The organism is Aeromonas sp. sif2416 (assembly GCF_019218665.1).
Classification (GTDB): Bacteria; Pseudomonadota; Gammaproteobacteria; order Enterobacterales; family Aeromonadaceae; genus Aeromonas; species Aeromonas encheleia.
Window position 1 is genome coordinate 1 of record NZ_JAHUXC010000015.1, and the last position, 24,168, is coordinate 24,168.

The following is a 24,168-nucleotide window of genomic DNA, read 5'->3' on the forward strand; positions in this document are numbered from 1 at the left end:
AAGAAATGGACTATGCCGATCCAGAATTGGAAGCTTGCCCTAAATCGCTTTATTATCGAATTCGGTGATCGCCTGAACGGTCACCTGTAATGGAGTGGGCAGTTACACAGAATTATTTACAGGCTCGATCCTTAACGCGCTCACGTCATCCCGTTTCTAACTCGACTGTTCAGATTGGGTCAACTCACTTCTCCTCTTTCTCATCGATTCTCCCTTCAGTAATAGCCGGTGAGCGTTGTGCATCAGCCGATCCAGGATCGCATCTGCCAGGGTGTTGTCCTCCAGGCTCGCGTACCACTCTTCCGTTGGCAGCTGACTCACCACCACCGTCGAGTATTTCCCGTTCCGATCATCCATGATTTCCAGTAGTCCGTTACGCTGCTCGGCATTCACTGCTTCCAGTCCCCAGTCATCCAGGATCAGCAGTTCTATCTTCGCCAATTGCCCTAACAGCCTGATGTAGCTGCCATCCGCCTTGGCCTGGCTTAGCTCAAGCAGCAGGCGTGATAACCGGTAGTAACGAGTGCTATGCCCTTGCTGGCAGGCTTGGTAGCCCAGCGCACAGGCCAGGTAGGTTTTGCCACAGCCACAGGGGCCGGTAATGAGCAGGTTCTGCCCCCGGCGTAGCCACTCCCCTTGTAGTAGGTTCGCCACTTGTGACCGATCCAGGTTGCGCGCTGACTGGTAGTCCAGCTCCTGTACCGTGGCCTGGAGTTTGAGCCTCGCCTGCTTTACCAGCCGAGCTTGCTTACGCTGCACCCGGCTTAGTTGTTCGTGTTCGACCAGCAGGCTTAGCGTAACCGTTCACCGGCAGGGGCTTGACGCACACAACTCGGTAGGGATGGGGTAATCCGTTTTCTCGATGCAGGCTCGGACGACGGCGCGCAGCCATTCCAGAGGACTGCGCCCCAGTCGTTTGGCCGTCTCCACCAACGACAGGATTCGTTGACGAAACAGTTCCCCGCGATGGGAGCACACACCATAGCTCCCTTTGCGCCACAGCACATAGCCACGCAGCGCTCGCTCTGCCTCGTTATTCGTCAGCGGAATATCCTCATCACTCATAAACCGCCACAACATCTCGTCATCCTTGATGAGCCACTCACAGCGACCACGATAGCGTTTGGACCCGCCCTTGTGCTTCGCTGATAGCCCCGCGACTGAAGCTCAGGCCGAAGTGCTGCTTCAACTGCTGCTGTATCTGGCTGACGCTCTAATGAAACTGACCGCTTTGCAGGGCGATGTAGCTGAGCAGGTTCGGGCCCATCTGGGTGTCACTGACCGTCTCGGGCAGAGTCGCCTCGGCCGTGTTGATGCAGTGAGTACAGGTGGCACGGAACAGTTGATGCTCGGTGATGAAGTAACTCACCTCTGGCAAGTCAAACACCTGATGCACCCGATAAGGTTTGTCATGAGCTAACACCTTGTCGCCACAACAGGGGCAGGCCGGTGCCGGGTAGTAAGACGCCACGGACAGGCGGGCATCGTGCGGATGAACACTGTTTCCTGAAAGGAGGTGCAAAGTGTTCAGGTTGAACCTTCCAGGAGACATAGCGCAGCGAGTTGCGGACCATGTGGACGATACACAGTTGAACCTTGGTCTGGGGATACTCCACGGCAATGGCATCAGGGAAGCCCTTGAGGCCATCCACACACGCAATCAGGATGTCTTCCAGACCACGGTTCTTCAGCTCAGTCAGGACCGACAGCCAGTACTTTGCCCCTTCGGTCTCGGCCAGCCACAGGCCCAACAGCTCCTTGTGACCCTCCATATTGATACCCAGCGCCAGATAGAGCGACTTGTTGATCACCCGCTGGTTCTCGCGGATTTTCAGCACAAGACAGTCCAGATAGACGATGGGATAGAGCGGATCCAGCGGCCGGTTTTGCCATTCGTGGATCTGCTCGATGACACGTTCGGTCACCTTCGATACCAGCCCCGCCGAGATGTCGGCGTCATACATCTCTTTGAATGCGTCAACGATATCCCGCGTGCTCAAGCCCTTTGCGTAGAGGGCGAGGATCTGGTCGTCCATCTGGGTCAGGCGGGACTGGCCCTTGCGGACAAACTGAGGTTCGAAGGAGCTGTGGCAATCACGAGGAGCCTGGATGATGACTTCTCCATGCTGCCCTTTTAGGCGTTTGGTGGAATAGCCATTGCGATTATTGCCGGTCCCGCGGCCTTGTGGGCGTGTTTCTCGTAGCCCACCGGGTCTACCGCCAGATGCCCACAGTGATGTTTATCATCCCCAGTTAGCAACCACGCCACATAAAAATGACAACGCGAAGACACTGAAGAAATCGAAGGGTCGCACGTGCGTATTGCTACAACACCATGTGCGCCAAGCGACGCCAAGGTTGCGACACCAAGTCGCGCCACGTGATACCGCACGACATGCCACCCGAGATGGCAAGCTCACAACGAACGGGCTGTGGATATCGGCGTCCATCCAGCTTATATGAATGAATATCAACGACCCTGATCAAACGCTCATGACCATTTCGACATTTCTGCACCCTTTCATCTAGCATGAACATGTCTTTGCGCTGACGAAGCATCGCAAAATCATCACATATCAACTTGGGAGATACGTCAAATACCTCCGCCACTTGACGAGCCGTCATCCATTGCTGCTGTGCCAGCAACCAATGGGCAACCTGTAAATACCGAGGTCGATTATTGATGGCCGCGTACATGCTTAGACCAAAGCAAACTTGATAATAAAAAATCCAGTGACCTTATCGGAATCAATCCTACGCGGCGAGTATAAAAAACATACCCATCATTACGCACCGCTGTCACGCAGCCGCTATTGGAGTCAATCCATTTCAGCTTGCACCTTAGGCGACTAATAGACACATTGATGGAGTTGTCGCTGATAGTGCGCCCCCTCCACACCAGTGACAATAGCATTTCTCTGGATAGTGGCATATTTTCATGAGCCATCATACAAGAGAGCAGTCGCCGTTCTCGCTTACTAATAGGGGCAAGGGAAACGAAGCTGTGGGTATCGGCATCATATTTTGACACACCTACATTGTTATCCAATAACAGACCCTTTTCGGGGTGATAAAACATTACCAAACCACTCATGCGCAAAAACCTAACAACTGGATAGAATACCAACAATTGAAAAATACAAATAAACGGTACTGCAGCAAAGCCAAAGAACATTCTTTACCACTCAGCGCCTATAAAACACGGCCAGCATTGCCTAGCGACACTTTCGAATCACACTCAACACAGTGAATCAATTATCCACCATAAATGACCATCCCTGGATATTTATGGAAGCGCAATATTGAACGCAGGTGACACCAACTCCACTCGGCGGTTCTTGCTACGCCCCGCTTCGGTGTGGTTATCCGCCAGAGGTTGTGATTCGCCCACTCCTTTCGCAGTCAACTGCGTCGCCGGCACGCCATGCCGAATGAAATAGCCCCACACAGACTGCGCGCGTCGCTCCGACAGCTGCATATTGTCGCTTGCCGAGCCGATACTGTCGGTGTGAGCGTAGATGTTCAGGTGCGCCTGCGAATTGGTCTGTAGACGCTGCAGGGCGGGTTGCAGCGCAGCCTCGAGTTGAGGGGAAAGGGTGCTAGCATTAGAAGCAAACGTCAACCCATCCAATGTCCAAGCGGCTTGTCGCTCTACGACTGGGGGTGGCGGCGTAACCACCGCAAGCGCAGGAGCCAACACAGGCTCTGGCACCAACTCCGACCCAAACTGGTAAATGATGCCCAGATTGACCGCATTGATATTCATGCTACCGGTATTGTCGCCGCCGACCTGACCTAGCCACTGATACTCTAGTGTAGTGTGCCAGTTGCGGTTAAAGCTGTATTCCACCCCCACACCAAGCAACGGCGAACTGCTGCTATCTGTCATCTCCCGAGTAGAGTCCAGTTCGTGGCCGGTGACCTCCATTTCCCACAGCATGACCCCGGCCTTACCAAACAGCGACCAGCTGTCGTTAACCTGCCAATAAGGTTTAGCGACGAACGACAGTCCGTTTAGGTCACTCTCATAGACCGCACTGTGCGCCGGAGCCCCCTGGGCCGGATAGGTAGCGCTGAATTCGCTGAAATGGTCATAACCCGCCTCAAACGCCAACCAATCGCTCACGACATAGCCCACAAATAGACCGCTGCCGATGGGGTCGTCATCACAACTGAGGGCATGAGCGCCGCAAGCACCGGAGGCCTCCACCCAGCCGGCCTTGGCGCCAAGGTACCAAGACTCGGGCTGCGAAGCGGCAAAAGCATTAGATAACAGCAATGGCGATAGGGCCAGCATGGCTGGCCACATAATACGCGAATTTCGTGGATTGTTATGCCGCATGTTCACTCCGAGCGGTTATTGGGTTTCATACAATAAAAACGAATGAGACATCGTCAGGCCCAAAATGTTGCACTCCGAAGCTGAATGCGCGAAATAGACATATTCACAACAGTCACATCTGTTTTCCTTCACGTGCGCAAATATTGACGCGCAATTGATTGTCGCCAACTTGCGGCCTGCTGCACCAACACATCAAGCCGATTATTTAACTGCAATGGCGCACAATCTAATAACATTTTAGTGGTCACACCGCCCCCCATTTTTAGGGGGCGGCCCTCCGCAGCCCAACGCATCAACGCATCAACGCATCAACGCATCAACGACCTATGATAGAGACGCACGAATGTCCTCTCACGAAAAAGCACTATCGCTCCCGGCCTGACGCTTCTCCGCCATGCTCATCGCCCCCCAAAAAAACAATAAGGTAAAAAATATAAACCAAAAGGAAAAAACCCTTAACGAACACACGACACCGAGAGTGACTGTACTGTTGTACTTAAGGATTCGCTAGACTCGCCGGTGGTCAGGTTGAGCCCCCAGATCTGATCGAGGTCGCTAACCGTGCTCGACCTAGTGAACCAAACATCGGGCCACCCGGCATAGGTTGTCATGTTGCCGTAGGTACTATATAGCAAGCCTAACTCTTCGATGGTTGCCATCCGATAACCCATACTATTGCAATACACATTACCGCGGGCATGATCAAAAAGGACATAATCGAAGCCAAAGCCAGCATTCACAACATCATTGTATACAATCCCAAGAGCATCCGCCTCCGCCTTCGTCAGCGGGCAGGTGTATGTCAGACCATTGGCGGGCACCGTCACTTTACCCAGGGTGCAACCGAGCTCGAAGTTTGGCGCCAGCAAGGTCTTAAATGTTGAGACCACATTATAGGCAGTGCCCGGCATCCCACCTACCACGGCATCGGCCTTAAAGTTGATTGCATAGCTGCCTTCCATAGTGGAGGTGAGGGACAGGAGGATATTGCCGTTGCTGTCCGTGGTAACCGGTGTGCAGTTAACAGCATTTGTGCAACTGGCCGGCGAGACATTGACGTTCATCGGGGCGGTGTACTGAAGCTTCACAGCCGTGTCAGGCAGATACTGACCTCTCCCGTCAGTAAACGACACCAATATCGTGTTGGCAGTGCTGCCATTGGCAGGACTGTTGTCGATCTGTTTCGATGCGTCGAAGAGCTTGGCGTTCTGCAACAGGGTCAGTGGACCGATATTGATGGTCTTGCCGGGAACTGTGGCATTGGCTACCTGCACGGTGACATTGCCGTAGGTCGTCACATCATCCCCCTTCAGTTTTACCCTGCAGGTTCCCTGCGCACAGCCCGGGGGATCGAGTTGCACGTTAGCCTCGGTGAGCGGCGTTGAGCCAAAATTGGCGCTGGCCGTCACCACGGGGTCGCTCGAGCCCCCTTCGCTGGTCAAGGTTCCTAGTGGCCACCAGACGCCATCCGAGATAGCGGTATCGGTTCCATAAGCGGTGACGTGAGAGATGTAGCTCATGCTTGGCTGTGCGACACACATCACGTATTGCGTGGGGCTGGTGGCCGAGTCATAGGGGGCTGTGGCGCCGGTGTTCAACGCATAAGTCAGCAACTGCCTATCCACATCATAAGTGACGTAGGTGCGCTCAACCGGGTACTTGAGACGCTCGATGTCCGCCGCTGGCGTGGTGCGCAGCAGCTCGAGTTCCTCAAGGGTTGCCCAGTGGTTACCATTACTGCAGTAAGACTCCGCAGCCGTGTCGTTCACCCCGGCCACATAGTTGGCAACGACATCGTCATAGACCGCCTCTGCCATCACCCCGCGATTGATGACTTCACTGTAAAGTGGAGTGGCTTGGAAGATCTTTTCACCGATGGTGATGTTGTTCCAGGTCTTGGGCACTTCGGCCGCACCGACGTTGATGCTGATGAGCCCCATCGAGAAGCCCGCCTCATGGTCACCCACGATATAGCTGACGATATGGTCACCAGGAACCCCTGCCTGGAAGGTGAACTGCTTGTTGGTCACCGAATTCGGGTCAACAGGCGCCACCGAGGCGGAATAACTCTGTACCTCGACCAGTTGCCACTCATCGCCATCGGGCTCGGTGATGTTGAGATTGGCCAGGGTGCCCAGGTCCAGCGTCGCGGTTTGCATGGTGACGATCGTATTGCCGGTTTGAGCTTGGTAGTCATACTTGGGCTCACCAATAACAGGCGGCTGGTTGACCGAGTCGGCGACCGTGATGTAAAGCGCCCCCATGGCATCTTCACCCGGCCTGGCCGGGTCTTTTAGCACAAAGAGGATTTGATTCCAGACCGGCTCGGTAGAGCTAGGTGGTGTGTAGGTCAGCACGTTGCCACTGGCGGTTACCGTGCCTTGCGCACTCCCCCCCTGGACCAGTAAGGAAGCAGGGTCCAGATTGTAGCCCACTGGCCAGTCGGCCCCAAGCAGCGCCATCAAGTCGAAGGTCTTGTTGGGCTCAGCCAGGGTCATCGTCTGGGAGAGTGGCGGGAGCACCGGCGATGCCAGGGTGCTGGCCAAAGTGTTTAGCGTGGCTGAGGCACCAGCCCCTTGACCACTGACCTTATACGAGAACTCACACAAACCACTCTCACTGGTGATGTCTACAGACAAGCCAGATACATTAGTGGCACTGCAGTCCGCCCGGTCACTGCTGATGGAAGCCAATGTCGCGCCAGAGCCGCGCACATAGGTGGAGAGATCAACCCGGGTGGCCACCCCTGGGCGCACAACACTGAAGCCATCCACCGCACTGAGTTGACTGGCGGGTGGAGGGGTTGGCGATACACCGCTGTCGCTACCGCCGCTATCATCGCTGCCGCCGCAGCCCACCATCCCGCCCCCGAGCAACAAGGCCACAACCAAACTGCCGCGCGCGATGCGTCGCCACTCACCGGAATTACCTCCACACAGGCTGGCGCCACGCACCTGACGCCCCCCCCGCTCGCAACTCACTTCAGTTTTGTTATCCAACATAAAAATCCTTCGCCTTTCTTCGAATTACTGTCACTTAGTGCTGAATCATCACCTAACTCAGCACTGATTTGTTTATGTCGCTCGCGTCAGATGAAGCCCGCGACGACAAGGGGTTGCGCAAGGCGACAATAGCGCCTACACAACCGCTCACATATTCGGTTCAAACAGCAGCGAGAACCGCCCCTGGTAAGCGCCCGTTTGCAGCGTGGACAGCGGTGCATCTGCAAAATCAATGTTGATATCAAAATTGATGGTCGACACATTGACGCCCGGGATAGTCGTGCCGGTGGTGTCCAAATCAGGCAAAACCATGACACCCTTGTCTACCAACTGCTGCTGGGCGCACTGCACGCACACCACCGAGAAGGGGATGGTCGTACTATTGGGACCAACCATGTCGTAACTATCCCCATTTTTCAGGAGCAGCCGCAATCCGTTGGGGAACACGCCGGTGGCAATGCCGTTATAAAAAGCCTGACCTTTCGCGTATTGCACGCCACCACTGCTGTAGTAAACCGGCGCCATCGCCCCGCCCGTCGGACTGGTCAGGGTGATGTCACTGAGCACGGCAGGCGCATAGGTAATCGCCAACGAGAGCGGTAGCGACCAGTTGTAACGAATACGCACCCCGTTTCGCTCATAGTCATACGAGAGCGGGATAGAAACTTGGCTGACATAGTTGCCAGGTGCCGCGTTCGCATCTCGAAACGCCTGAAGGATGCCGGCCGTATCGCCCAGCGAAATTACCGGCCTTGCATGGGTGAAGGGGGCCGTCTCGTTTGCAAGCACCACATTCCTGTCGCCCAATCCCGCCCCCTGCACTTGCACCAGGCCACCAAAGACCGAGACCATTGCGCTCCCACCACCGCCACCAGGAATAGGCTGTATGCCACTAACCCCTGGACTGGTGTATTCCATCCCCAGTAGAAGCAAGGTAAGCCGCACGTTACTTCCCTTTGGTCCCACCAAGCTTATTGGCAGGGACGGCAGTGAACTCGCCCCTGGAATATAGGATTTCGCAGGCACTAATCCAGAAGGTGTCGCCCACACACTGGGTGCAACGCCGCCGCTGAAAGACGACTCCGCCGACGTCCAGCGAAACGAATCCCCCTTGATTTCCGCCCCGACTGGAATGGCAAAAGCGGGGCTCCAAACTAATAAGGCGAACAGGGCCAACAGCATGGACTGCCACCATCGACCCACCCAGCTTACTGATAATGCGACTCGCGTCATGGGAACGGCCTCGTTATGACTGCTTGCGAAGTGTGACTTCGGCCTTGAATTTGTTGCCGTAGGTGGCCATTTTCGCTTTCAGGGTGGATTGACTCACCATAGAGGCAGGCAATGCCACATTCAGCTTGCGGCCCGCGAGCACCACAGCGTCAGTGCTGCATTTGCTGCGCTCTTTTTCAGCCGTATTTTCAGGGCATCCATCCAAGAACAATGTGAAGGCCGTGTTACCGTTATTTATGACTGTTACCTTGTCGCCGCGATAGGTCATGTCATACGCCAGCGGTTGTGGCTCTTTGGCAGGAACGATGACCAAGGGAGCAAACCCAAACGCCATCTTGACGGCGCTATTTTGCATAATTTCATCTTCAGCAAAATAAGGGGTGGGCACAAATGATACCTGGAACACCCGGTCTTTATTAACATCGGGTTCGCCCACTATCGGTTGGTGCATTAACAAAAAGCTCTTCTTAAATTCCGGCTCCACAATGGCGCGCGCCGGGTGTGCTGACATCACCCATTTCTCCACGTTATCACGGGTGTACGGTACCTTTCGAAGCTCGCCGTTCTCAACAACAAGCTCCGTTATCAGCACATTGATGTACTGACGAGACTCTTCCGAGTTGGTGATAGTAAATTCCGCCTTCCCTTTGGGATCAGCGTATTCCAGCATGGAGTTAATACCAATGGCATGTGCCGGCACGGCAGCAAGCAGTAACAGCCACGCACCTAACATTCGCAATTTCATCATTACCTCGCGGTCATCAGTTTATCTACGCGCGCATCATTGAGCACGATATAGGCTTCCAACCCTTCCAGCATGGAGCGCTGGGCCAGCGAAAATGCCTTGTTATTTTTCACATACAGATAGAGGTTGCCTCCCACTTCCACTGATTGCGCAGCCAAGCCCACGACACCTAGCTTGCCAATGATAGTATTAGCCTCATGGGTAGATTTGTACTTGCCGATGTAGAGCAAATCACTGGCGTTCCGAGGCTCTCCCGAAGCGAACGCAATACGCCCCTCTTCCGGCACCAGCCCTGGCAAGCAATAGGTCTCTATCGCCCCAGTTCGCGCAATGCCCGGCTCGGTGATACAGAGCAAATTAGCCGACACCAAGCGATAATCGCCCCCCGCCTGGTAATTGACCCTAAACACCCCATCTTCCGACAGTGGTTCCACGCCGGAGCAAGCTTCACCCACGCAGCGAATTTGTCGGACAGGCTTGCCGTGGATGTCGTTCAGCACGAACAACTGCGACACCATCGGCGTCACCCGAGCATCGACCGTGTAGACGGTACCGGGATAGACAAACTCACGACGAACGTTGTTGTCGATGTGTAAATCGAGCGAATCAGCATCGATAACAAACTCGATGTCGGTGTAGGGTGTCAGCGGGATGACGGTGTCTCCCCCATCCAGATCACCATGGTACGTCGTTCGACTCCCTTGACGAACGTTGTAATGCACATCATCCAGCGATATATCAGGTGCTTGAGATGTATCACGGGCACCTTCTGGGGTCACCGCGGCGATTTCAGGTGTTACGTGAATGAACGACGACCCAGTCTGATGGGTAAACCCAGCCCCTTCGGCAGAGATGAACTGGCTGCCTGTCAACGTCACGGACGCCATGTGGCGGTCTGCGTTGCCAACGTAACCATAAGCGCCCGCGTTAAACCACTGCGTATGACCATTAACGGTGCCCGAAAGTGTGGCTTCCGTTTGCACATCGGAGTCACTCTGCAAAGCCAATGACGTAGTGCCTGACGTGGACCAGTCCCCATGCGTCAGGTTTTTAGTGAGCGACCCCTCAGCCCGTGACCGGCCCGACTTATCAGTGGTGATGGAGAAATTGGACGTGGTGTTATCGTCCAAGGTGTAAGTGGCCATCACCCCAACGCGAAAATCGTCATAGCTTTCATTGCTGCTGTAGCTGGCATCGAAACTCCATTGCCCACCTAACAAGGATGTCATCCATCCAGCCGAAATATCGTCGGTATCGGAAGTGCGTACTTCGGTCTGGGTATAGGGTGATTCACTGTCGTAGTGAGAATAGGTAACGTAACTACTCCCGCCCCACAGGGGCGCCGAGTAGGAGGCACTGAACTGACGATAAGCAAATTCATCATAAAGCTGCGTAGCCAGACGATAGTCTCGATTGGCCGCATCAGTGTTAAATCGGTTCATCGATAAAAAAACAGGCCCCATTGTGAGCGTAGCCAACTGATACTGGTCTTCACTACTGAACAGGCCCAACATGTACGAGGCTTGAAGCCAATCGCTCCAGGCATAGTTGGCACCAATCTGACCATATTGGTCATCTTGGTTACTGGTAATACCCCCGGCCAACAACAAACTGTCAGCCACTCGCCATGACAGTCGTGACTGCGCATAGTTTCTGGAAAAACTCTCGGGTGAACGAAGCCACGACAACTCATCCTGCTCCGGCACCTCTTCAAATCGACCAGCGGCCAACACATAATCCCAATCCCCTGTCGGCAAGCTAAATTGCTGGGAATTGACGATTTGACGCGGCTCATCCAACACTACCTGCCCGCCCGCCCGGAGTACAACCCGCACGTTGTAGACCCCAGGTGGGAGGTCTGAGTAGGCAATATCTTGACGCCCTTCAGAGACCACTCTAGTCAGCAACAAGCGATCACCCTGGTAGATTTCCAGCTGACCCGCCTGCGGCGCAAACAAATAAATTGACTGAAGGTTGTCCTTGCCACCACGAACCAAATTTCGACTCGAACCCACCTGAAGCGAATAGGATGTGTACTCGGCATCATCATTCAAAAAATCTGAGGAGTTGAAAAACACCCGGTCTCGTTCGCTATAACCTGCCACTGCCCGGAAGCCATCGACTTCAAGGTCATACACCCCTTTGAAAACATCAAAATCACCGGAAGCGCTTTGGGCCTGGGTATTGAACAGTAGATGACCATAGGGCAAGCCGATTGTCGTCAGGTTGGAGGCAGTCATGCCGCCATTAGTGTCCTGGTCCGCATAGCTATATAGCCTTGCCTGGTTTACGAACGCATTACTGGCGCGAGCTGCGGGGTGATAGGACACCTTGCCGTTCGTCGCGCGCGCAAGCAACGCCGAGCCGACAAAGATTGCCAAGTTGTCATTCTCATAATCGAAAACATATTGAATTTCTTCACCTGTTACACCTGGCTTGCAATCGACCAAGTTCACTTTACATCCAGGATTGGCAGGAACACCTTGCGTTAGTGCGTGAACGATGGACTTTATCGCCCCATCCGACAGGTTTTTGTCGACAAGATAACGCTCCAACGATACAGCCTGCGAAGCTGGCAGGAGAAATTGATCGTAAGATGCCCGCGCTTCGACCTTGAGCCCGACCGCGTCACCAGCAAGCCGTACCATGACATCTGCTTGCTGCATTTCGAAGAAATCAGAAAATTCAACTGGATAATCAGCAGCCTGCACATGGGGGGGCAATAACCAGGATGGTGCGATACCCATTGCGGCAGCAACAAAAACAAAATTAATGCGCATAAGTTACCTACACCACTAGCTCTGCAATAATGCCAATATGCCCTTCACATTGCTGCGAGAGCCCTGACTGAGGAATAACAGGGAAAGAAATTACAACACCGTGCTCATTCTCAATGCCGGCAAATCGATGTTTTTCATTTAAAACAATGGGGTCTCCCCCCACCATGGCAGCAACTGTCAAGCTAAGTGGCTGACCATCGCATTGAGCACCAAGGTGCGACATAAAGAGATCATACGAGATATTTTGACCAGTCACTGAGCGCACTCTAAACGGAATGGTTAGTGGCAAGAAAGTTTTTAGTGACACGTCATATATGGATTGAAAAATCAATTTATCTGCAACAATTTCCAAGTCGGAAGTGCCTTGGTTCGCCACAATGAACACAGACACAGGCAAGCTGCGTTCAATAGGTGCAGCCCAAGACACAGATGCAAATGCAAATGCGCAAAAATACGACACTAACATAGCGATAAATATACGCATATACAGAGCCTTAATTAAGGGCGTGATACTATTGAAAAAAGGGGAGGACTCCCCCCCCTCTCAGATATCACGATAAAATCACACTGCGCCACTAATGATTATGCGGGCATGAACGTCTACCGCCTCACCAGCGGTTGGCTGGTTGGACGGGGTAGCAACGGCGGTAGGCACCACGGTCAAGTTGGTCACGCCGCCGCTAACCTTGACGACCGGGGCATCACCCTTCACCATTACAGCACCATCAGCCATGATGCTGTAGTAACCGTTAGCGTCCTGTTCTTGCGGCAGACCACCCTTGGTTGCCTGAAGGCTGGCCAGCTGGTAGTTATAGCTCGTTGCAGGAGCGTCCACAGTGGTGCCATCAGCAGATTGGTACACATTGAAATCCAAGGTGCTGGAGCTGGTCAGAGTACCCAGACCCGCCGCATCCACGCTAAACACCAAGGCGCCGCGGCCAATATCGTTTCCGCTGGAGTCCTTAACGATAAACCCATTGGAGACTGGCGCCATAGGGACAGTGCCGGACCAGGTAAAGGTGGCAGACGCCTGGTCAGCGGCGGAAGCTGCGCCAGCAAAACCCATCGCACCCAGAACAGCGACCATCAGCATAGTTTTTTTCATTTCAATTTACCTTTATTTAGATAGACTTAACTTTAAATAAAAAAACATCCGAATGGATGCCTACCCCACTTACTACCGATTCCTTCCCCCCTCAGAGGAAGAGAGGGAAAATTTATCTACACCATTATCACTATTTCGCTTGAATTCAAGCTGAGCAAATCAGTGGAATCCTGTATGAATGCTGACTTAATGAATGAATCGCTCGTGAGCTTTAATGAATGATCTCAAAAGAAGCTAAATAGCTAATCCGAATACCGTTCACCCCGGGAATTTCTGCGCAGTCGGGTATCACAACCCTAAGCGGGAAAAAGTGTCTGGATCTATGGGGTCAAATCCACCGGCCATGCCCCGGCATTGGTGATTACGCGTGATGGTCTCATGCAACTTGTGCCACAGTCGTTCTATGTGATTGACCCAATGGCTGTAGACGGGTTGGAATATCAAGCGGAACTTGGGATTATTCTTCAACCATCGCTCAGTCTGCTTGCTCTTGTGAATGATGTAGTTGTCGAGGATTAACGTGATGGTGTTGGCTCGGCGGTAGTGATTACGCAGCTTCTCCAGCATGGCGATAAACAGGGATGAGTTTTTCTTTATCCCGCTGACATATAACACTCTTCCTGTTCCCGAGTGGAGAGCTCCTGCCAGGTAGTGTTTGACATTCTGGCCTGGGGTCACCACGCGTTTTTGCTGGGCTCGGAGCAGCCAGTCAGCGTCCAGCTTGGGGTTCAGGTCAATATCGACCTCGTCTTCATAAAACACTGGATTGGCGGCATCAAACTTGGTCAACGCTTCCTCGATTTTCGCTATTTCCTCCTGATAGGCAGGGTCTTTTATCCGTAAGGTTGGGACGGGTCTGCGCTAGACGATGCCCATGCGAGGCAGCCATCGGCGCAGCGTTGACGCTGCCACATTGAGCCCCATTAACATATTTGATTTTAATAGCCAATAATTCGGTACACCAGCGGCTGCGTTGAAAATCCTGCGGGGAAAACTGCATCAGCAACACCAGTACGGTGACAATCTTGGCGATGGGCAAGACCGGTGCCCGACCAGCAGGCAGGGATGCCAAACCGTCTACACCCTCGTGCTGATACCAGTTGAGCCAGCGACCGATGGTGGAACGCGCCGCGCCGGTGATCTGGCGGACATCAGTGACCGAGCGGCCTTCATGTAACAACAAGATGGCCATCAGACGGCGGGCATGCTCTTTGTCACGGGTGGTGTGGATGATTTTATGAATGCGTCGCCGTTGTGAGCGCGGCAGGGGTGGTAAGATGGGCATCAACTCAGTCCATTGGGTGCGATGTGAGGGTTTGGTGACTAATCAGATCGCACAAACTGGACTGAGTTCCCTTCCTCCGGTGATTTACTATTCGGAACAGTTATTTAGGTGATACCAAGGAGGCCAGATGATTACCAAACACCCAGCTTTTATTCCTGTCCTTACCGTGATGGTGGACTATGGTTGGGCACCGTTTCTGTGGCTTAAAGAGTCGCCAGATGAACTAGGTTACGTGAATTGCAACATCGGTGATGGTAAGGACCATTATGAAGATGACCTAATGTCGGAGGAACTCTGGGAGCAGTTTTCCCCTTGGGCGCTTGAATTCAATCGCACAATGTACGACGACCATGCGCTTGACCCCGACTGTTGGGATTGGGCTGTTTTTCATGAGCGCGGTCTAAGACTGGCCCGTCTGCTCAAAGCGGAGGTGGGTGATACCTACCGCGTGCTTTATTGCAAACCTGTTGAAGACCCCGCGTTTAAGCAGAACGAGTACCGGGAAGTCTTAGCCGATGGCACCTTTGTTCCTGTTCCGCTCCATCCTGATCGCAGTGGTCCTACCGGCTTGAAAGAGTAAGCCTTGGCCGGACAAGCCAATGATAGACCGAGCCAGTTCGTCGAGACGGTTTTGGGCATATCACTGAGCACATACAAACTGGCTAAATTTCACGCGCGGGGTTTATAGTGGGGTATAAAGAATAAAATCCATGTATGAAATACAAATTAATCATTAAAAACAACAACATGAAAGATATTAACGATTTCTCCATCGAAGATCTCAACTGATCCCTGCCCAACGGCAGCACCGACGCAGACCGGCCGCAACTCACGGCGGCCCCTTTGCCAGCAAGCCCTAGACCGGACAGTTCTCTCGCCCCGGCACCTCCAGCAGCAGACACTCTTCTTCGCTCTCACCCAGCTTGACCAGCCGACCCTGACTCAGCCCCAGTTTGGCCAAGAGCCCGACCGAGCGCTCATTGCCCGGCGTGACGATGGCGATCACCCGCTCGATGCCGAGCCGCTCCCGCCCGTCCTGCAGCGCCGCCCGCGCCGCCTCTATGCCGTAACCCTGGCCACGATAGGCGGGCAGGAAGGCATAGCCGATGTCTTCGCACGGCAGGGTGTCGCGCTTGATCAGGCCGCAGATGCCGAGCCTGGCCTCATCCTCCCGTCGCATCACCAGATAGAGGCCGTGCCCATGGCGGGCGTAGCTGACCGCCGGCCCCTGCTGGATATAGTCTTCGGCGTCCGCCAGGGTGCGCACGCCGCGATCGCCGATGTAGCGATGGAAGTCGCCGTCGTTGAGCAGCTCGAGGATGAAGGGGGCGTCCACAGCGGTCAGTTCGCGCAAGACGAGGCGCTCGGAGAGGATCATGATCAAGACTCTTGTCGGAAAAACAGGCCATCAAGACTGCCCCCGCGTCGCCGCCTTGGCAAGATCTCGCGTGCAAAAGCGAACATGTGCCGATACTGGCCGCCCCCCACCAGCTATTTATCCCCCCTCAGGCGCGAGCCGCGGACCGGTTCCGGCTATAATGCCCCCTCTTCAAACAAGCAGGACAGACACCATGACGGACGACACCGAATTCTTCGACGAACAGGCACTGCTGGAGATGGTCGATAACCAGCTCACCGACGGTCACCCCCCGCAGGTGAAAGCCACCCTGATGCGGCTGGTGATGAAAGGCACCCCACGGGAAGAGGCGCTGCAATACATCGCCTGCGCCCTCGGCGCCGAGCTGATGGCGATGGAGGCCGAGCAGGGTCCCTTCAACCTGACCCGCTACGCCGAGTTCCTCGACAGCCTGCCCGAGATGCCCTGGGCCGAGTAACGCCCTCATTAGGCAGGGCACAGCGCCAGCCATTATCATTACTGCCACAGCCAAGAAGGGGAGTGTGCGGGTATGCGCTGGCAAGATCGCCGTGAGAGCAGCAATGTGGAAGACAGGCGCCAACAGGGCGGTGGCAACGGGGGCGGTGGCCTGCCCATCGGCGGCAAGGGGCGCCTCATCCTGGTGGTCGTGGTGCTGGTGGCCGGCTACTACGGTGTGGATCTGAGCCCCCTGCTCGACGAGCCGGCCCAACAGAGCCAGGCTCAGCGTCAGAACCCGTCTCAGCCGGCCAGCGATCCCCTGGCCAAGTTTACCTCCGTGATGCTCGCCTCCACCGAGGATGCCTGGGGCGAGATCTTCTCCCAAAGCGGCAGCCGTTACCAACCGCCCAAGCTGGTGCTCTATCGCGGCGCCACCCGCACCGGCTGCGGCCAGGGTCAGGCGGTGATGGGCCCCTTCTACTGCCCGACGGACAGCTCCGTCTACATCGATCTCTCCTTCTATCAGGACATGCGCGACAAGCTGGGGGCCGATGGCGACTTCGCCCAGGGCTACGTGGTCGCCCACGAGGTGGGCCATCACGTGCAGACCCTGCTCGGCATCTCGGCCAAGGTGCGCCAGCAACAGCAGGGGCTGAGCCAGGCCGCGCAGAACAAGCTGTCGGTCAAGCTGGAGCTGCAGGCCGACTGCTTCGCCGGCGTCTGGGGCAACTACATGGAGCGGGAGCAGGTGCTGGAGCACGGCGATCTGGAGGAGGCACTCAACGCCGCCCAGGCCATCGGCGACGACCGCCTGCAGCAGCGGGGCCAGGGCTGGGTCGTGCCGGACAGCTTCACCCACGGCAGCTCGGCCCAGCGCCTCGCCTGGTTCAAGCGCGGCTTCGACAGCGGCAAGCCCGCCAGTTGCGACACCTTCGCCGCCCGCTGAAGCGGGCCCGACAACAAGGCCGGATCCCTGGGGATCCGGCCTTGTTGCATTCGGCGACCGCGTGAAGAGCCGGCCAGATCAGGCCGACGTTTTCGGCAGCAGATCCGTGTAGACGAAGCCATCGCGCACTATCGTCTCCCCCACTTCGATGGCCAGGGGCCGCAAGAACATGGGGCCGTCCACGGCCAGGGTGTGGAACTCGCCGTTTTCACCGCAGGGATCCACCCCGGCGGGCAGGGCGGCCAGCAGGGCCTGATCGAATGCATGGCCCCCCAGGCTGGCGGCCAGTTTGCTGGGGTCCAGGGTGCTGATGTGCGCCTTCAAGCCGGCGGCGATCATCCTCTGCGCCAGCTCGGTCGTGTCGCTGCCCCAGAGCGGGAACAACGGCTCTATGCCGGTGCCCTCCAGTTGCCGCTCGCGGTAGGCCCGTACATCCTCGAGGAACAGATCCCCAAACGCCATATGCCGGATCCCGCTGGCCACCACCTCGGCCACGAAGCCGCTCATGATACGGGCGTAATCCTCGTTGCTGCAGGGCCAGGGCAGATCCAGGGTGCGCAGCGGCAGGCCAAGGCACTCGGCCTGCTGCATCAGCAGTTGCTTGCGCACCCCGTGGATGGCGACCCGCTCAAATTCCTGGTTCAGGGTGCTGAACAACCCCACCACCTCGATGGCCGGATCCTGCTGCAACTGATGCAGTGCCCAGGCGCTGTCTTTACCGCTGCTCCAGGAGAGCAGTACCTTCTTCTTCGTCATCATGTTTCCACTCCGCTTGCACCAAGAAGCTGCAAGACTGTGTTGCGAATTGTGCGATTTACATTCCGGGATACAAAAGCATACCCTCGTTGGTGAGCGTGTCCCCGCAAAGGATGGGGAACAATAACTAAAAAAACGATGGGAAACATAAGGATATGACCACAGTCACGCAACGCAATGATCACGGCCGCCCCCTCAACCGGCAGGATTACAAGACCCTGAGTCTGGCCGCCCTCGGCGGCGCCCTCGAATTCTACGACTTTATCATCTTCGTCTTCTTCGCCGTGGTGATCGGCGAGCTGTTCTTCCCGGCCGACATTCCCGAATGGCTGCGCCAGTTCCAGACCTTCGGCATCTTCGCCGCCGGTTACCTGGCCCGCCCGCTCGGGGGCATCATCATGGCGCACTTCGGCGATCTCATCGGCCGCAAGCGCATGTTCACCCTCAGCATCCTCATGATGGCGCTGCCCACCCTGCTGATCGGCCTGCTGCCCACCTATGCCGCCCTCGGCATCGCCGCCCCGCTGCTGTTGCTGCTGTTGCGGATCCTGCAAGGGGCCGCCATCGGCGGTGAAGTCCCCGGCGCCTGGGTGTTCGTGGCGGAGCATGTGCCCGCCCGCCGGATAGGGCTCGCCTGCGGCACTCTCACGGCAGGTCTGACGGCCGGCATCCTGCTTGGCTCCCTGGTCGCCACCGCCATCAACCGCGGCATGAGCCCGGTCGAGGTGAGCGACTGGGGCTGGCGTCTGGCCTTCGTCCTCGGTGGCATCTTCGGCATAGTCGCCATGTACCTGCGCCGCTGGCTGCACGAGACCCCGGTGTTCGCCGAGATGCAGGCCAACAAGACGCTGGCCGAGGAGCTGCCGCTCAAGACGGTGCTGCGTGAGCACAAGGGCAGCGTCATCGTCTCCATGCTGCTGACCTGGCTGCTCTCCGCCGGCATAGTGGTGGTGATCCTGATGACCCCGACCTATCTGCAGAAGGTGCACGGCATCAGCCCGGCCGATGCGCTGACCGCCAACTCACTGGCCATAGTCGCGCTCACCCTGGGCTGCATCTTCTATGGCCGCCTTATCGACAGCCTCGGCAGCGGCCCCACCTTCGTGTTTGGCTCCCTGCTGCTGGCCGGCTCCTGCTACGCCTTCTACCACGGCCTGGCGGCCGGCATGGATCAGCTGATCCCGCTCTACATGCTGGCCGGCTTCTCCGTCGGCATCGTCGGGGCCGTGCCCTACGTCATGGTCAACGCCTTCCCGGCCGTGGTGCGTTTCTCCGGGCTGTCGTTCTCCTACAACGTGGCCTACGCCATCTTCGGCGGTCTGACCCCTATGCTGGTCACCCTCTGGATGAAGAACGACGTGCTGGCCCCCTCTCACTATGTGGTCAGCCTGGCCGGGCTGGGTTTCGTCCTCGGCCTGCTGTTCTGGCTGCGGCAGCGCGGTCAGCGTCAGGTCGCGCCACAGGCGGCCTGACCGGTACGGGCCCCAGACTTTCGGGGCCCCTTTGTTCCGGCTATATTCAGCCAGGCTCCCGTAGAGTAGCCCCCCCTTAAGGCCAGACCACCGTCTGGCCCTGTTGTTTGCCAACCACCCCGAGGTGAAAGATGTTTTTCCAGGTCGTATTCATTGCCTTGCTGGCCTTGCTGCCCATGGTCAATCCCCCCACCACGGCCACCCTGCTGCTCGGACTGAGTAAGGGCATGTCCCGTGAACACGTGCGCCGCCAGATCAATCTGGCCGCCATCTATCTGTTCGCCACCCTCTGCGTCAGCTTCTTCATCGGATCCTCCATCCTGGATCTGTTCGGGATCTCCATTCCCGGCTTGCGACTGGCCGGTGGCCTGATCATCGCCTTCATCGGCTTTCGCATGCTGTTCCCCGCCCCCAGCCAGGCCGCCGGGGTCGACATCAACCAGAGCATCGCCTTCGTGCCGCTCACCATGCCCAGCATGTGCGGGCCAGGCACCATGGCGCTGGTGATCAGCGGCGCCGCCCAGATAGCCGAGCTGCCGACCGACTACAACCGCTTCGTCATCTATGCCGCCGTGGTCACCGCCTTCGCCCTGATGAGCCTGCTCAGCTGGGGCGTGCTCAAGCTGGCGGATCCGGTCTGCAAGATCCTGGGGGCCACCGGCATCGACGCAATGACCCGCATCATGGGCTTCCTGCTGGTGTGCATGGGCATGCAGTTCTGCATCAACGGCATCAAGGAAGTGGCGCAGGATCCCGTGTTCCACGGCGCGCCCGCCGCCCAGGTACAGCACAAGACCGCGGGGCCGGGTGAGGAGGCCGTCAAGCTGACACTGGAGGCACGCGGATCCTGAGCGGATTGGAATAAGGGTCAGCGGAACGGCCCGTTGTGGTTATTTTTTGTACAGCCAGCATTCAGCTAATGAGGACTAAGGTGATACCACCCTATCCACCCCCTCAGGAGAGATGCAATGGAAAAGATGCTGACCGAGATCCGCAGTTACAGCCTGTTTCATGAGTACCTGACCGTGGTCGGTGTCACCAGCCCATCCCCCAGCCGGCAGGCCAAGGGATGGGAACACCGGGAGTCCAACCGCCTGGTGGCCCAGATCCGGATCGATCCCCAGGGCAGGCCGCACTACTACATCGACGCCAGGGCCATCTCGGTCAACTGACCCGCCCTGCCTCCCCCAGCCCCGGCCCTGCCCGGGGCTTTTTGTTGCGCCCGGCCGCCAGCGCCAATAAAAAACCCCGGCACTGGCCGGGGTCTTTTTTGATCGGATATGGACTGGGTGACCCGTTACTGGGTACCGCCCACGGTCAGCTGATCCAGCTTGAGGGTCGGCTGGCCGACCCCGACCGGCACGCTCTGCCCCTCCTTGCCACAGACCCCGACCCCGAGATCCAATGCCAGATCATGACCCACCATGGAGACCTGGCTCATGGCCTCTGGGCCGTTGCCGATGAGCGTGGCGCCCTTGATGGGGGCGGTGATCTTGCCATCCTCGATGAGATAGGCCTCGGAGGCGGAGAAGACGAACTTGCCGGAGGTGATGTCCACCTGACCGCCGCCGAAGTTGGGGGCATAGATGCCCTTCTTCACCGAGGCGATGATCTCCGCCGGATCGTACTGACCCGCCAGCATGTAGGTGTTGGTCATCCGTGGCATCGGCAGGGCGGCATAGGATTCGCGACGACCGTTGCCGGTGAGCGGTACCCCCATCAGCCGGGCGTTCTGCTTGTCCTGCAGGTAGCCCTTGAGAATACCGTTCTCGATCAGCACGTTGTAACCGCCCGGCGTGCCCTCGTCATCTATGCTGACGGAGCCGCGTCGGCCCACCAGGGTACCGTCATCGACTATGGTGCAGTGCTTGGAGGCAACCTGCTCGCCGATGCGGCCGGCGAAGGCGGACGAGCCCTTGCGGTTGAAGTCCCCCTCCAGGCCGTGACCCACCGCCTCGTGCAGCAGCACACCGGGCCAGCCGGCGCCGAGCACCACCGGCATGGTGCCGGCCGGGGCATCTATGGCCTCGAGGTTGACCAGCGCCTGACGCACCGCCTCGCGCACATAGCCGAAGGCCCGGCTCTCCAGCCCGTCCAGCTCCAGGAAATGGTCATAACCGCAGCGACCACCGCCGCCGGCGCTGCCGCGCTCGCGGCGATCGCCCTTCTCGGCGATGACGGTCACCGATAGCCGCACCAGCGGGCGCACGTCGGCGGCCAGCGTGCCATCGGTGGCGGCCACCAGTATCTCTTCATAGACGCCGCTGATGGAGGCCATCACCTGATTGATGGCGGGATCCAGGCTGCGGGCAAACTTGTCCATCTGCTCAAGCAGCGCGATCTTCTGGTACTTGTCGAGGGTCTGCAGCGGATCCATCGCCGGATAGAGCAGGTTCGCTTCGGTGCGAGCCCAGGCCTTCACCTTGCCCTGGGCGCCGGCAGCGGCGATACCACGGGCGGCGGTGACCGACTGTTGCAGCGCCAGCAGGCTCAGCTCGTCGGAGTAGGCGAAGCCGGTCTTCTCGCCGCTGACGGCGCGCACCCCGACCCCCTGGTCGATGTTGTAGCTGCCATCCTTGACGATGCCATCTTCCAGCATCCAGGACTCGTGCCAGCTGCGCTGGAAATAGAGGTCGCCGAACTCCACCTGATGGCTCATCAGGCTGCCGAGCAGTTGCTGCAGCCGTCCTTCATCGAGGTCGTTCGGGGCCAACAATGAGGCACTAACCTGGCTCAATAGACTCAATCTTGTTCTCCATTCTCGCTGGGAGATGTCGTAATAAAATCCCCTGTCTCAACGAGAAAGGGCAAAGTAGGTTCGATTCGCGACGCGCAATCGAACGTCATGTGTGCCATATGCAAGGGTATTCACGAACTCTCGATGCGGCCGTTTCGCGCTAGTCCGATTGCGCCGCCATGCGGCTAATCGAACCCATGCAAACCTACAGCAATCGGGCGTGTTGCAGCACCGGCATGGTCCGCGCCAGCTCCTCGCCGAGGGCGGGGTCCATCTTCGCCAGCACGGTCGCACGGCCCGATGGCTGACAGGCCAGCACCCGGCCCCAGGGATCGATCACCATGCTGTGGCCCCAGGTCTGGCGCCCCGTCTCATGGCTGCCGCCCTGATTGGCGGCCACCACATAGCACTGGTTCTCGATGGCGCGGGCCCGCAGCAGCGGCTCCCAGTGCGCCTCGCCGGTCACGGCGGTGAAGGCCGCCGGCACCAGCAGCACCCGGGCACCGGCACGGCTCAGCCGACGATAGAGCTCGGGGAAGCGCAGATCATAACAGATAGAGAGGCCGAGGGGACCAAAGGGGGAGTCCACCAACACGGGATCCTGGCCGGGGCTGAAGGTCTCCGACTCCCGGTAGCGGCCCTGGTTGTCGGCCACGTCCACGTCGAACAGGTGGATCTTGTGGTAATGGCCCTTGAGATCCCCGTTGGGATCGAACACCAGCGAGCTGGTGTGGATATGGCTGGAGCCGGGAATACGGGTGGGCATGGCACCGGCCACCAGCCAGATCCCCTGCTCCCGGGCCCACAGGGCCAGCTGTTGCTGGATGGGCCCCTCACCGATCGCTTCGGCGTTGTCCAGATAGCCCTGGCGCTCGCCAAACAGGGCGAAGTTTTCCGGCAGCAGTACCAGCAAGGGACGCGCTTTGGGCAAGGCGGCCAGCTCGGCGGCGATCTGCTCCCGGTTATCCTGCCAGTGCCGACCGGACACCAGCTGTATTGCGGCTAACCACATGACTCACTCCTTGTCGGCGTTGATGGCAGTCCTGATATTCGGGTCTTTATCCATTTCGCTCAACAGTTTGCGAAGATGGTGTCGGACCAGATCTCGTTGGCCCCTTTGGGCCCATTTAAGGCAATCAAACAATTCCCATACCAAACCATCGCCATCGGCGATATAGGCTGGAAAATCCCAGTGACTTGGCGCCGCGCCTCCTACCTCCAACCCCGGTAGACAAGATGTTTTATCGAAGAGAGGCAAGTAAGGCTTGGCAAGAGGAAACTCGGTGCCACTATCGAGGATGTGGATCTCTATGCTGGACATGTCATAGAAGATATAACGCCAGTAGGAACAAACCTCTTCATGCTTTCCCTGCCAGCAGTGGAATACTTCGCGCTCACCCACAATAGACCGCACCAGTGATGCCGCCTGATTGTGAAAACCCGGCGTAGCCAGCAACAAGACATCGACATCGGACACCCTGTCGGCCTTGCCCTTCGCGAGTGACCCAACCACCACTCCAGCGTCTATGGCAGGGTGAGCCGCGCCATGCTCAATCACGGCTTGCAGCAGAGCACGTTGAAGTAGCGGAATAGCAGGGCAACGCTCATCAACCATCACGACGGCTTCTTTGCAAGGACCGCATCCCCGGCTTGCAGGGTGTAATCCAGCACTATGATACGTGCCAGCACGGGGTGAAAGAGGGCCTTGAGAGCAGCATGAGCCGGATGGGGCAGGTAACACTGGCGGGCGGCCTCGTCGGCGAAGGTCATCAGCACGCTGTGGGTGAAGCCTTCGGCGCGCCCTTCTGGGCTGTCATCTTGGCCCCACTCGACGGCTACCACGCCACTGACCTTGGCCGGGATGTCGAGAAAGGCTGCCCTGACAGCCGCGATACCGTCGGCCTGGACCTCTCTCTTGAAGGTGATCAGCAGAATGTGTCGGATCATGG

The 24,168-nt window shown here is 57.2% G+C and carries 21 protein-coding genes and 4 pseudogenes; 6 read left to right on the forward strand and 19 right to left on the reverse strand.

Features of this window, described 5'->3' with window-relative positions:
- Positions 1-156 precede the first annotated feature (156 nt).
- The 13 genes and pseudogenes from istB to KW821_RS19600 form a co-directional block, all read right to left on the reverse strand.
- Positions 157-795 (reverse strand): annotated as a pseudogene (istB, locus tag KW821_RS19540) (IS21-like element helper ATPase IstB); the annotation flags it as partial.
- A 9-nt stretch (positions 796-804) separates the two neighbouring features.
- A pseudogene (locus tag KW821_RS19545) lies at positions 805-1,495 on the reverse strand (transposase); the annotation flags it as partial.
- Positions 1,496-1,538: 43 nt separating this feature from the next.
- Positions 1,539-2,209: pseudogene (locus KW821_RS19550) on the reverse strand (IS256 family transposase); the annotation flags it as partial.
- A gap of 116 nt (positions 2,210-2,325) precedes the next feature.
- Positions 2,326-2,697 (reverse strand): CaiF/GrlA family transcriptional regulator, encoded by a 372-nt coding sequence (locus KW821_RS21930; protein WP_218292597.1) that lies wholly within the window; start codon positions 2,695-2,697, stop codon positions 2,326-2,328.
- Positions 2,678-3,175: a helix-turn-helix domain-containing protein gene (locus KW821_RS21935; RefSeq protein ID WP_371317618.1), complete on the reverse strand. Its 498-nt coding sequence runs from the start codon at positions 3,173-3,175 to the stop codon at positions 2,678-2,680. The genes KW821_RS21930 and KW821_RS21935 overlap by 20 nt, the downstream gene beginning before the upstream one ends.
- Positions 3,176-3,286: 111 nt before the next feature.
- Positions 3,287-4,342 (reverse strand): OmpA family protein, encoded by a 1,056-nt coding sequence (locus tag KW821_RS19565; protein ID WP_218292599.1) that lies wholly within the window; start codon positions 4,340-4,342, stop codon positions 3,287-3,289.
- 455 nt (positions 4,343-4,797) lie between these two features.
- Entirely contained in the window at positions 4,798-7,344 is a 2,547-nt protein-coding gene (locus KW821_RS19570) for an Ig-like domain-containing protein (RefSeq protein ID WP_218292600.1), read from the reverse strand.
- A gap of 147 nt (positions 7,345-7,491) precedes the next feature.
- On the reverse strand, positions 7,492-8,526 hold the full coding sequence (locus KW821_RS19575; RefSeq protein ID WP_218292601.1) for a hypothetical protein: 1,035 nt from the start codon (positions 8,524-8,526) through the stop codon (positions 7,492-7,494).
- A 64-nt stretch (positions 8,527-8,590) separates the two neighbouring features.
- Positions 8,591-9,322 (reverse strand): hypothetical protein, encoded by a 732-nt coding sequence (locus KW821_RS19580; protein WP_218292602.1) that lies wholly within the window; start codon positions 9,320-9,322, stop codon positions 8,591-8,593.
- 2 nt (positions 9,323-9,324) lie between these two features.
- Entirely contained in the window at positions 9,325-12,102 is a 2,778-nt protein-coding gene (locus tag KW821_RS19585; protein WP_218292603.1) for a TcfC E-set like domain-containing protein, read from the reverse strand.
- 7 nt (positions 12,103-12,109) lie between these two features.
- Entirely contained in the window at positions 12,110-12,586 is a 477-nt protein-coding gene (locus KW821_RS19590; protein WP_218292604.1) for a hypothetical protein, read from the reverse strand.
- A gap of 78 nt (positions 12,587-12,664) precedes the next feature.
- Complete coding sequence (locus KW821_RS19595; RefSeq protein WP_218292605.1) at positions 12,665-13,207, reverse strand: hypothetical protein; 543 nt, start codon at positions 13,205-13,207, stop codon at positions 12,665-12,667.
- Positions 13,208-13,549: 342 nt separating this feature from the next.
- Positions 13,550-14,492, reverse strand: a pseudogene (locus tag KW821_RS19600) (IS630 family transposase); the annotation flags it as partial.
- A 127-nt stretch (positions 14,493-14,619) separates the two neighbouring features.
- Here KW821_RS19600 and KW821_RS19605 point away from each other — a divergent pair.
- Complete coding sequence (locus KW821_RS19605; protein ID WP_218292606.1) at positions 14,620-15,072, forward strand: hypothetical protein; 453 nt, start codon at positions 14,620-14,622, stop codon at positions 15,070-15,072.
- Between the two features lie 276 nt (positions 15,073-15,348).
- Here KW821_RS19605 and KW821_RS19610 read toward each other — a convergent pair whose 3' ends face one another.
- Positions 15,349-15,870, reverse strand: coding sequence for a GNAT family N-acetyltransferase (locus KW821_RS19610; protein ID WP_218292607.1), 522 nt, complete (start codon positions 15,868-15,870; stop codon positions 15,349-15,351).
- Positions 15,871-16,063: 193 nt separating this feature from the next.
- Here KW821_RS19610 and KW821_RS19615 point away from each other — a divergent pair, with 193 nt between their 5' ends.
- Together KW821_RS19615 and KW821_RS19620 are read left to right on the forward strand one after the other, a co-directional pair.
- A complete protein-coding gene (locus tag KW821_RS19615; protein WP_218292608.1) occupies positions 16,064-16,327 on the forward strand; it encodes a hypothetical protein in 264 nt (87 codons plus the stop codon).
- Between the two features lie 72 nt (positions 16,328-16,399).
- A complete protein-coding gene (locus KW821_RS19620) occupies positions 16,400-17,254 on the forward strand; it encodes a neutral zinc metallopeptidase (RefSeq protein WP_218292609.1) in 855 nt (284 codons plus the stop codon).
- A gap of 78 nt (positions 17,255-17,332) precedes the next feature.
- Here KW821_RS19620 and KW821_RS19625 read toward each other — a convergent pair whose 3' ends face one another.
- On the reverse strand, positions 17,333-18,010 hold the full coding sequence (locus KW821_RS19625; RefSeq protein ID WP_218292654.1) for an adenine nucleotide alpha hydrolase: 678 nt from the start codon (positions 18,008-18,010) through the stop codon (positions 17,333-17,335).
- A 155-nt stretch (positions 18,011-18,165) separates the two neighbouring features.
- Here KW821_RS19625 and KW821_RS19630 point away from each other — a divergent pair, with 155 nt between their 5' ends.
- The 3 genes from KW821_RS19630 to KW821_RS19640 all read left to right on the forward strand — a co-directional run bounded on the left by KW821_RS19630 (position 18,166) and on the right by KW821_RS19640 (position 20,654).
- A complete protein-coding gene (locus tag KW821_RS19630; protein WP_218292610.1) occupies positions 18,166-19,482 on the forward strand; it encodes an MFS transporter in 1,317 nt (438 codons plus the stop codon).
- Positions 19,483-19,613: 131 nt separating this feature from the next.
- The gene (locus tag KW821_RS19635; protein ID WP_218292611.1) at positions 19,614-20,333 is read left to right on the forward strand and encodes a MarC family NAAT transporter; all 720 of its coding nucleotides are present in this window, start codon (positions 19,614-19,616) and stop codon (positions 20,331-20,333) included.
- Between the two features lie 117 nt (positions 20,334-20,450).
- On the forward strand, positions 20,451-20,654 hold the full coding sequence (locus KW821_RS19640; RefSeq protein WP_042651891.1) for a hypothetical protein: 204 nt from the start codon (positions 20,451-20,453) through the stop codon (positions 20,652-20,654).
- A 125-nt stretch (positions 20,655-20,779) separates the two neighbouring features.
- Here the strand turns inward: KW821_RS19640 and tldD are convergent, their stop codons facing one another.
- The 4 genes from tldD to KW821_RS19660 all read right to left on the reverse strand — a co-directional run bounded on the left by tldD (position 20,780) and on the right by KW821_RS19660 (position 24,166).
- Positions 20,780-22,228: a metalloprotease TldD gene (gene tldD / locus KW821_RS19645; RefSeq protein ID WP_218292612.1), complete on the reverse strand. Its 1,449-nt coding sequence runs from the start codon at positions 22,226-22,228 to the stop codon at positions 20,780-20,782.
- 196 nt (positions 22,229-22,424) lie between these two features.
- A complete protein-coding gene (locus tag KW821_RS19650; protein WP_042651889.1) occupies positions 22,425-23,231 on the reverse strand; it encodes a carbon-nitrogen hydrolase family protein in 807 nt (268 codons plus the stop codon).
- Positions 23,232-23,234: 3 nt separating this feature from the next.
- Positions 23,235-23,834 (reverse strand): nucleotidyltransferase domain-containing protein, encoded by a 600-nt coding sequence (locus KW821_RS19655; protein ID WP_218292613.1) that lies wholly within the window; start codon positions 23,832-23,834, stop codon positions 23,235-23,237.
- Positions 23,834-24,166 (reverse strand): Dabb family protein, encoded by a 333-nt coding sequence (locus KW821_RS19660; protein ID WP_218292614.1) that lies wholly within the window; start codon positions 24,164-24,166, stop codon positions 23,834-23,836. Before KW821_RS19660 ends, KW821_RS19655 begins: the two co-directional genes overlap by 1 nt.
- Positions 24,167-24,168 lie beyond the last annotated feature (2 nt).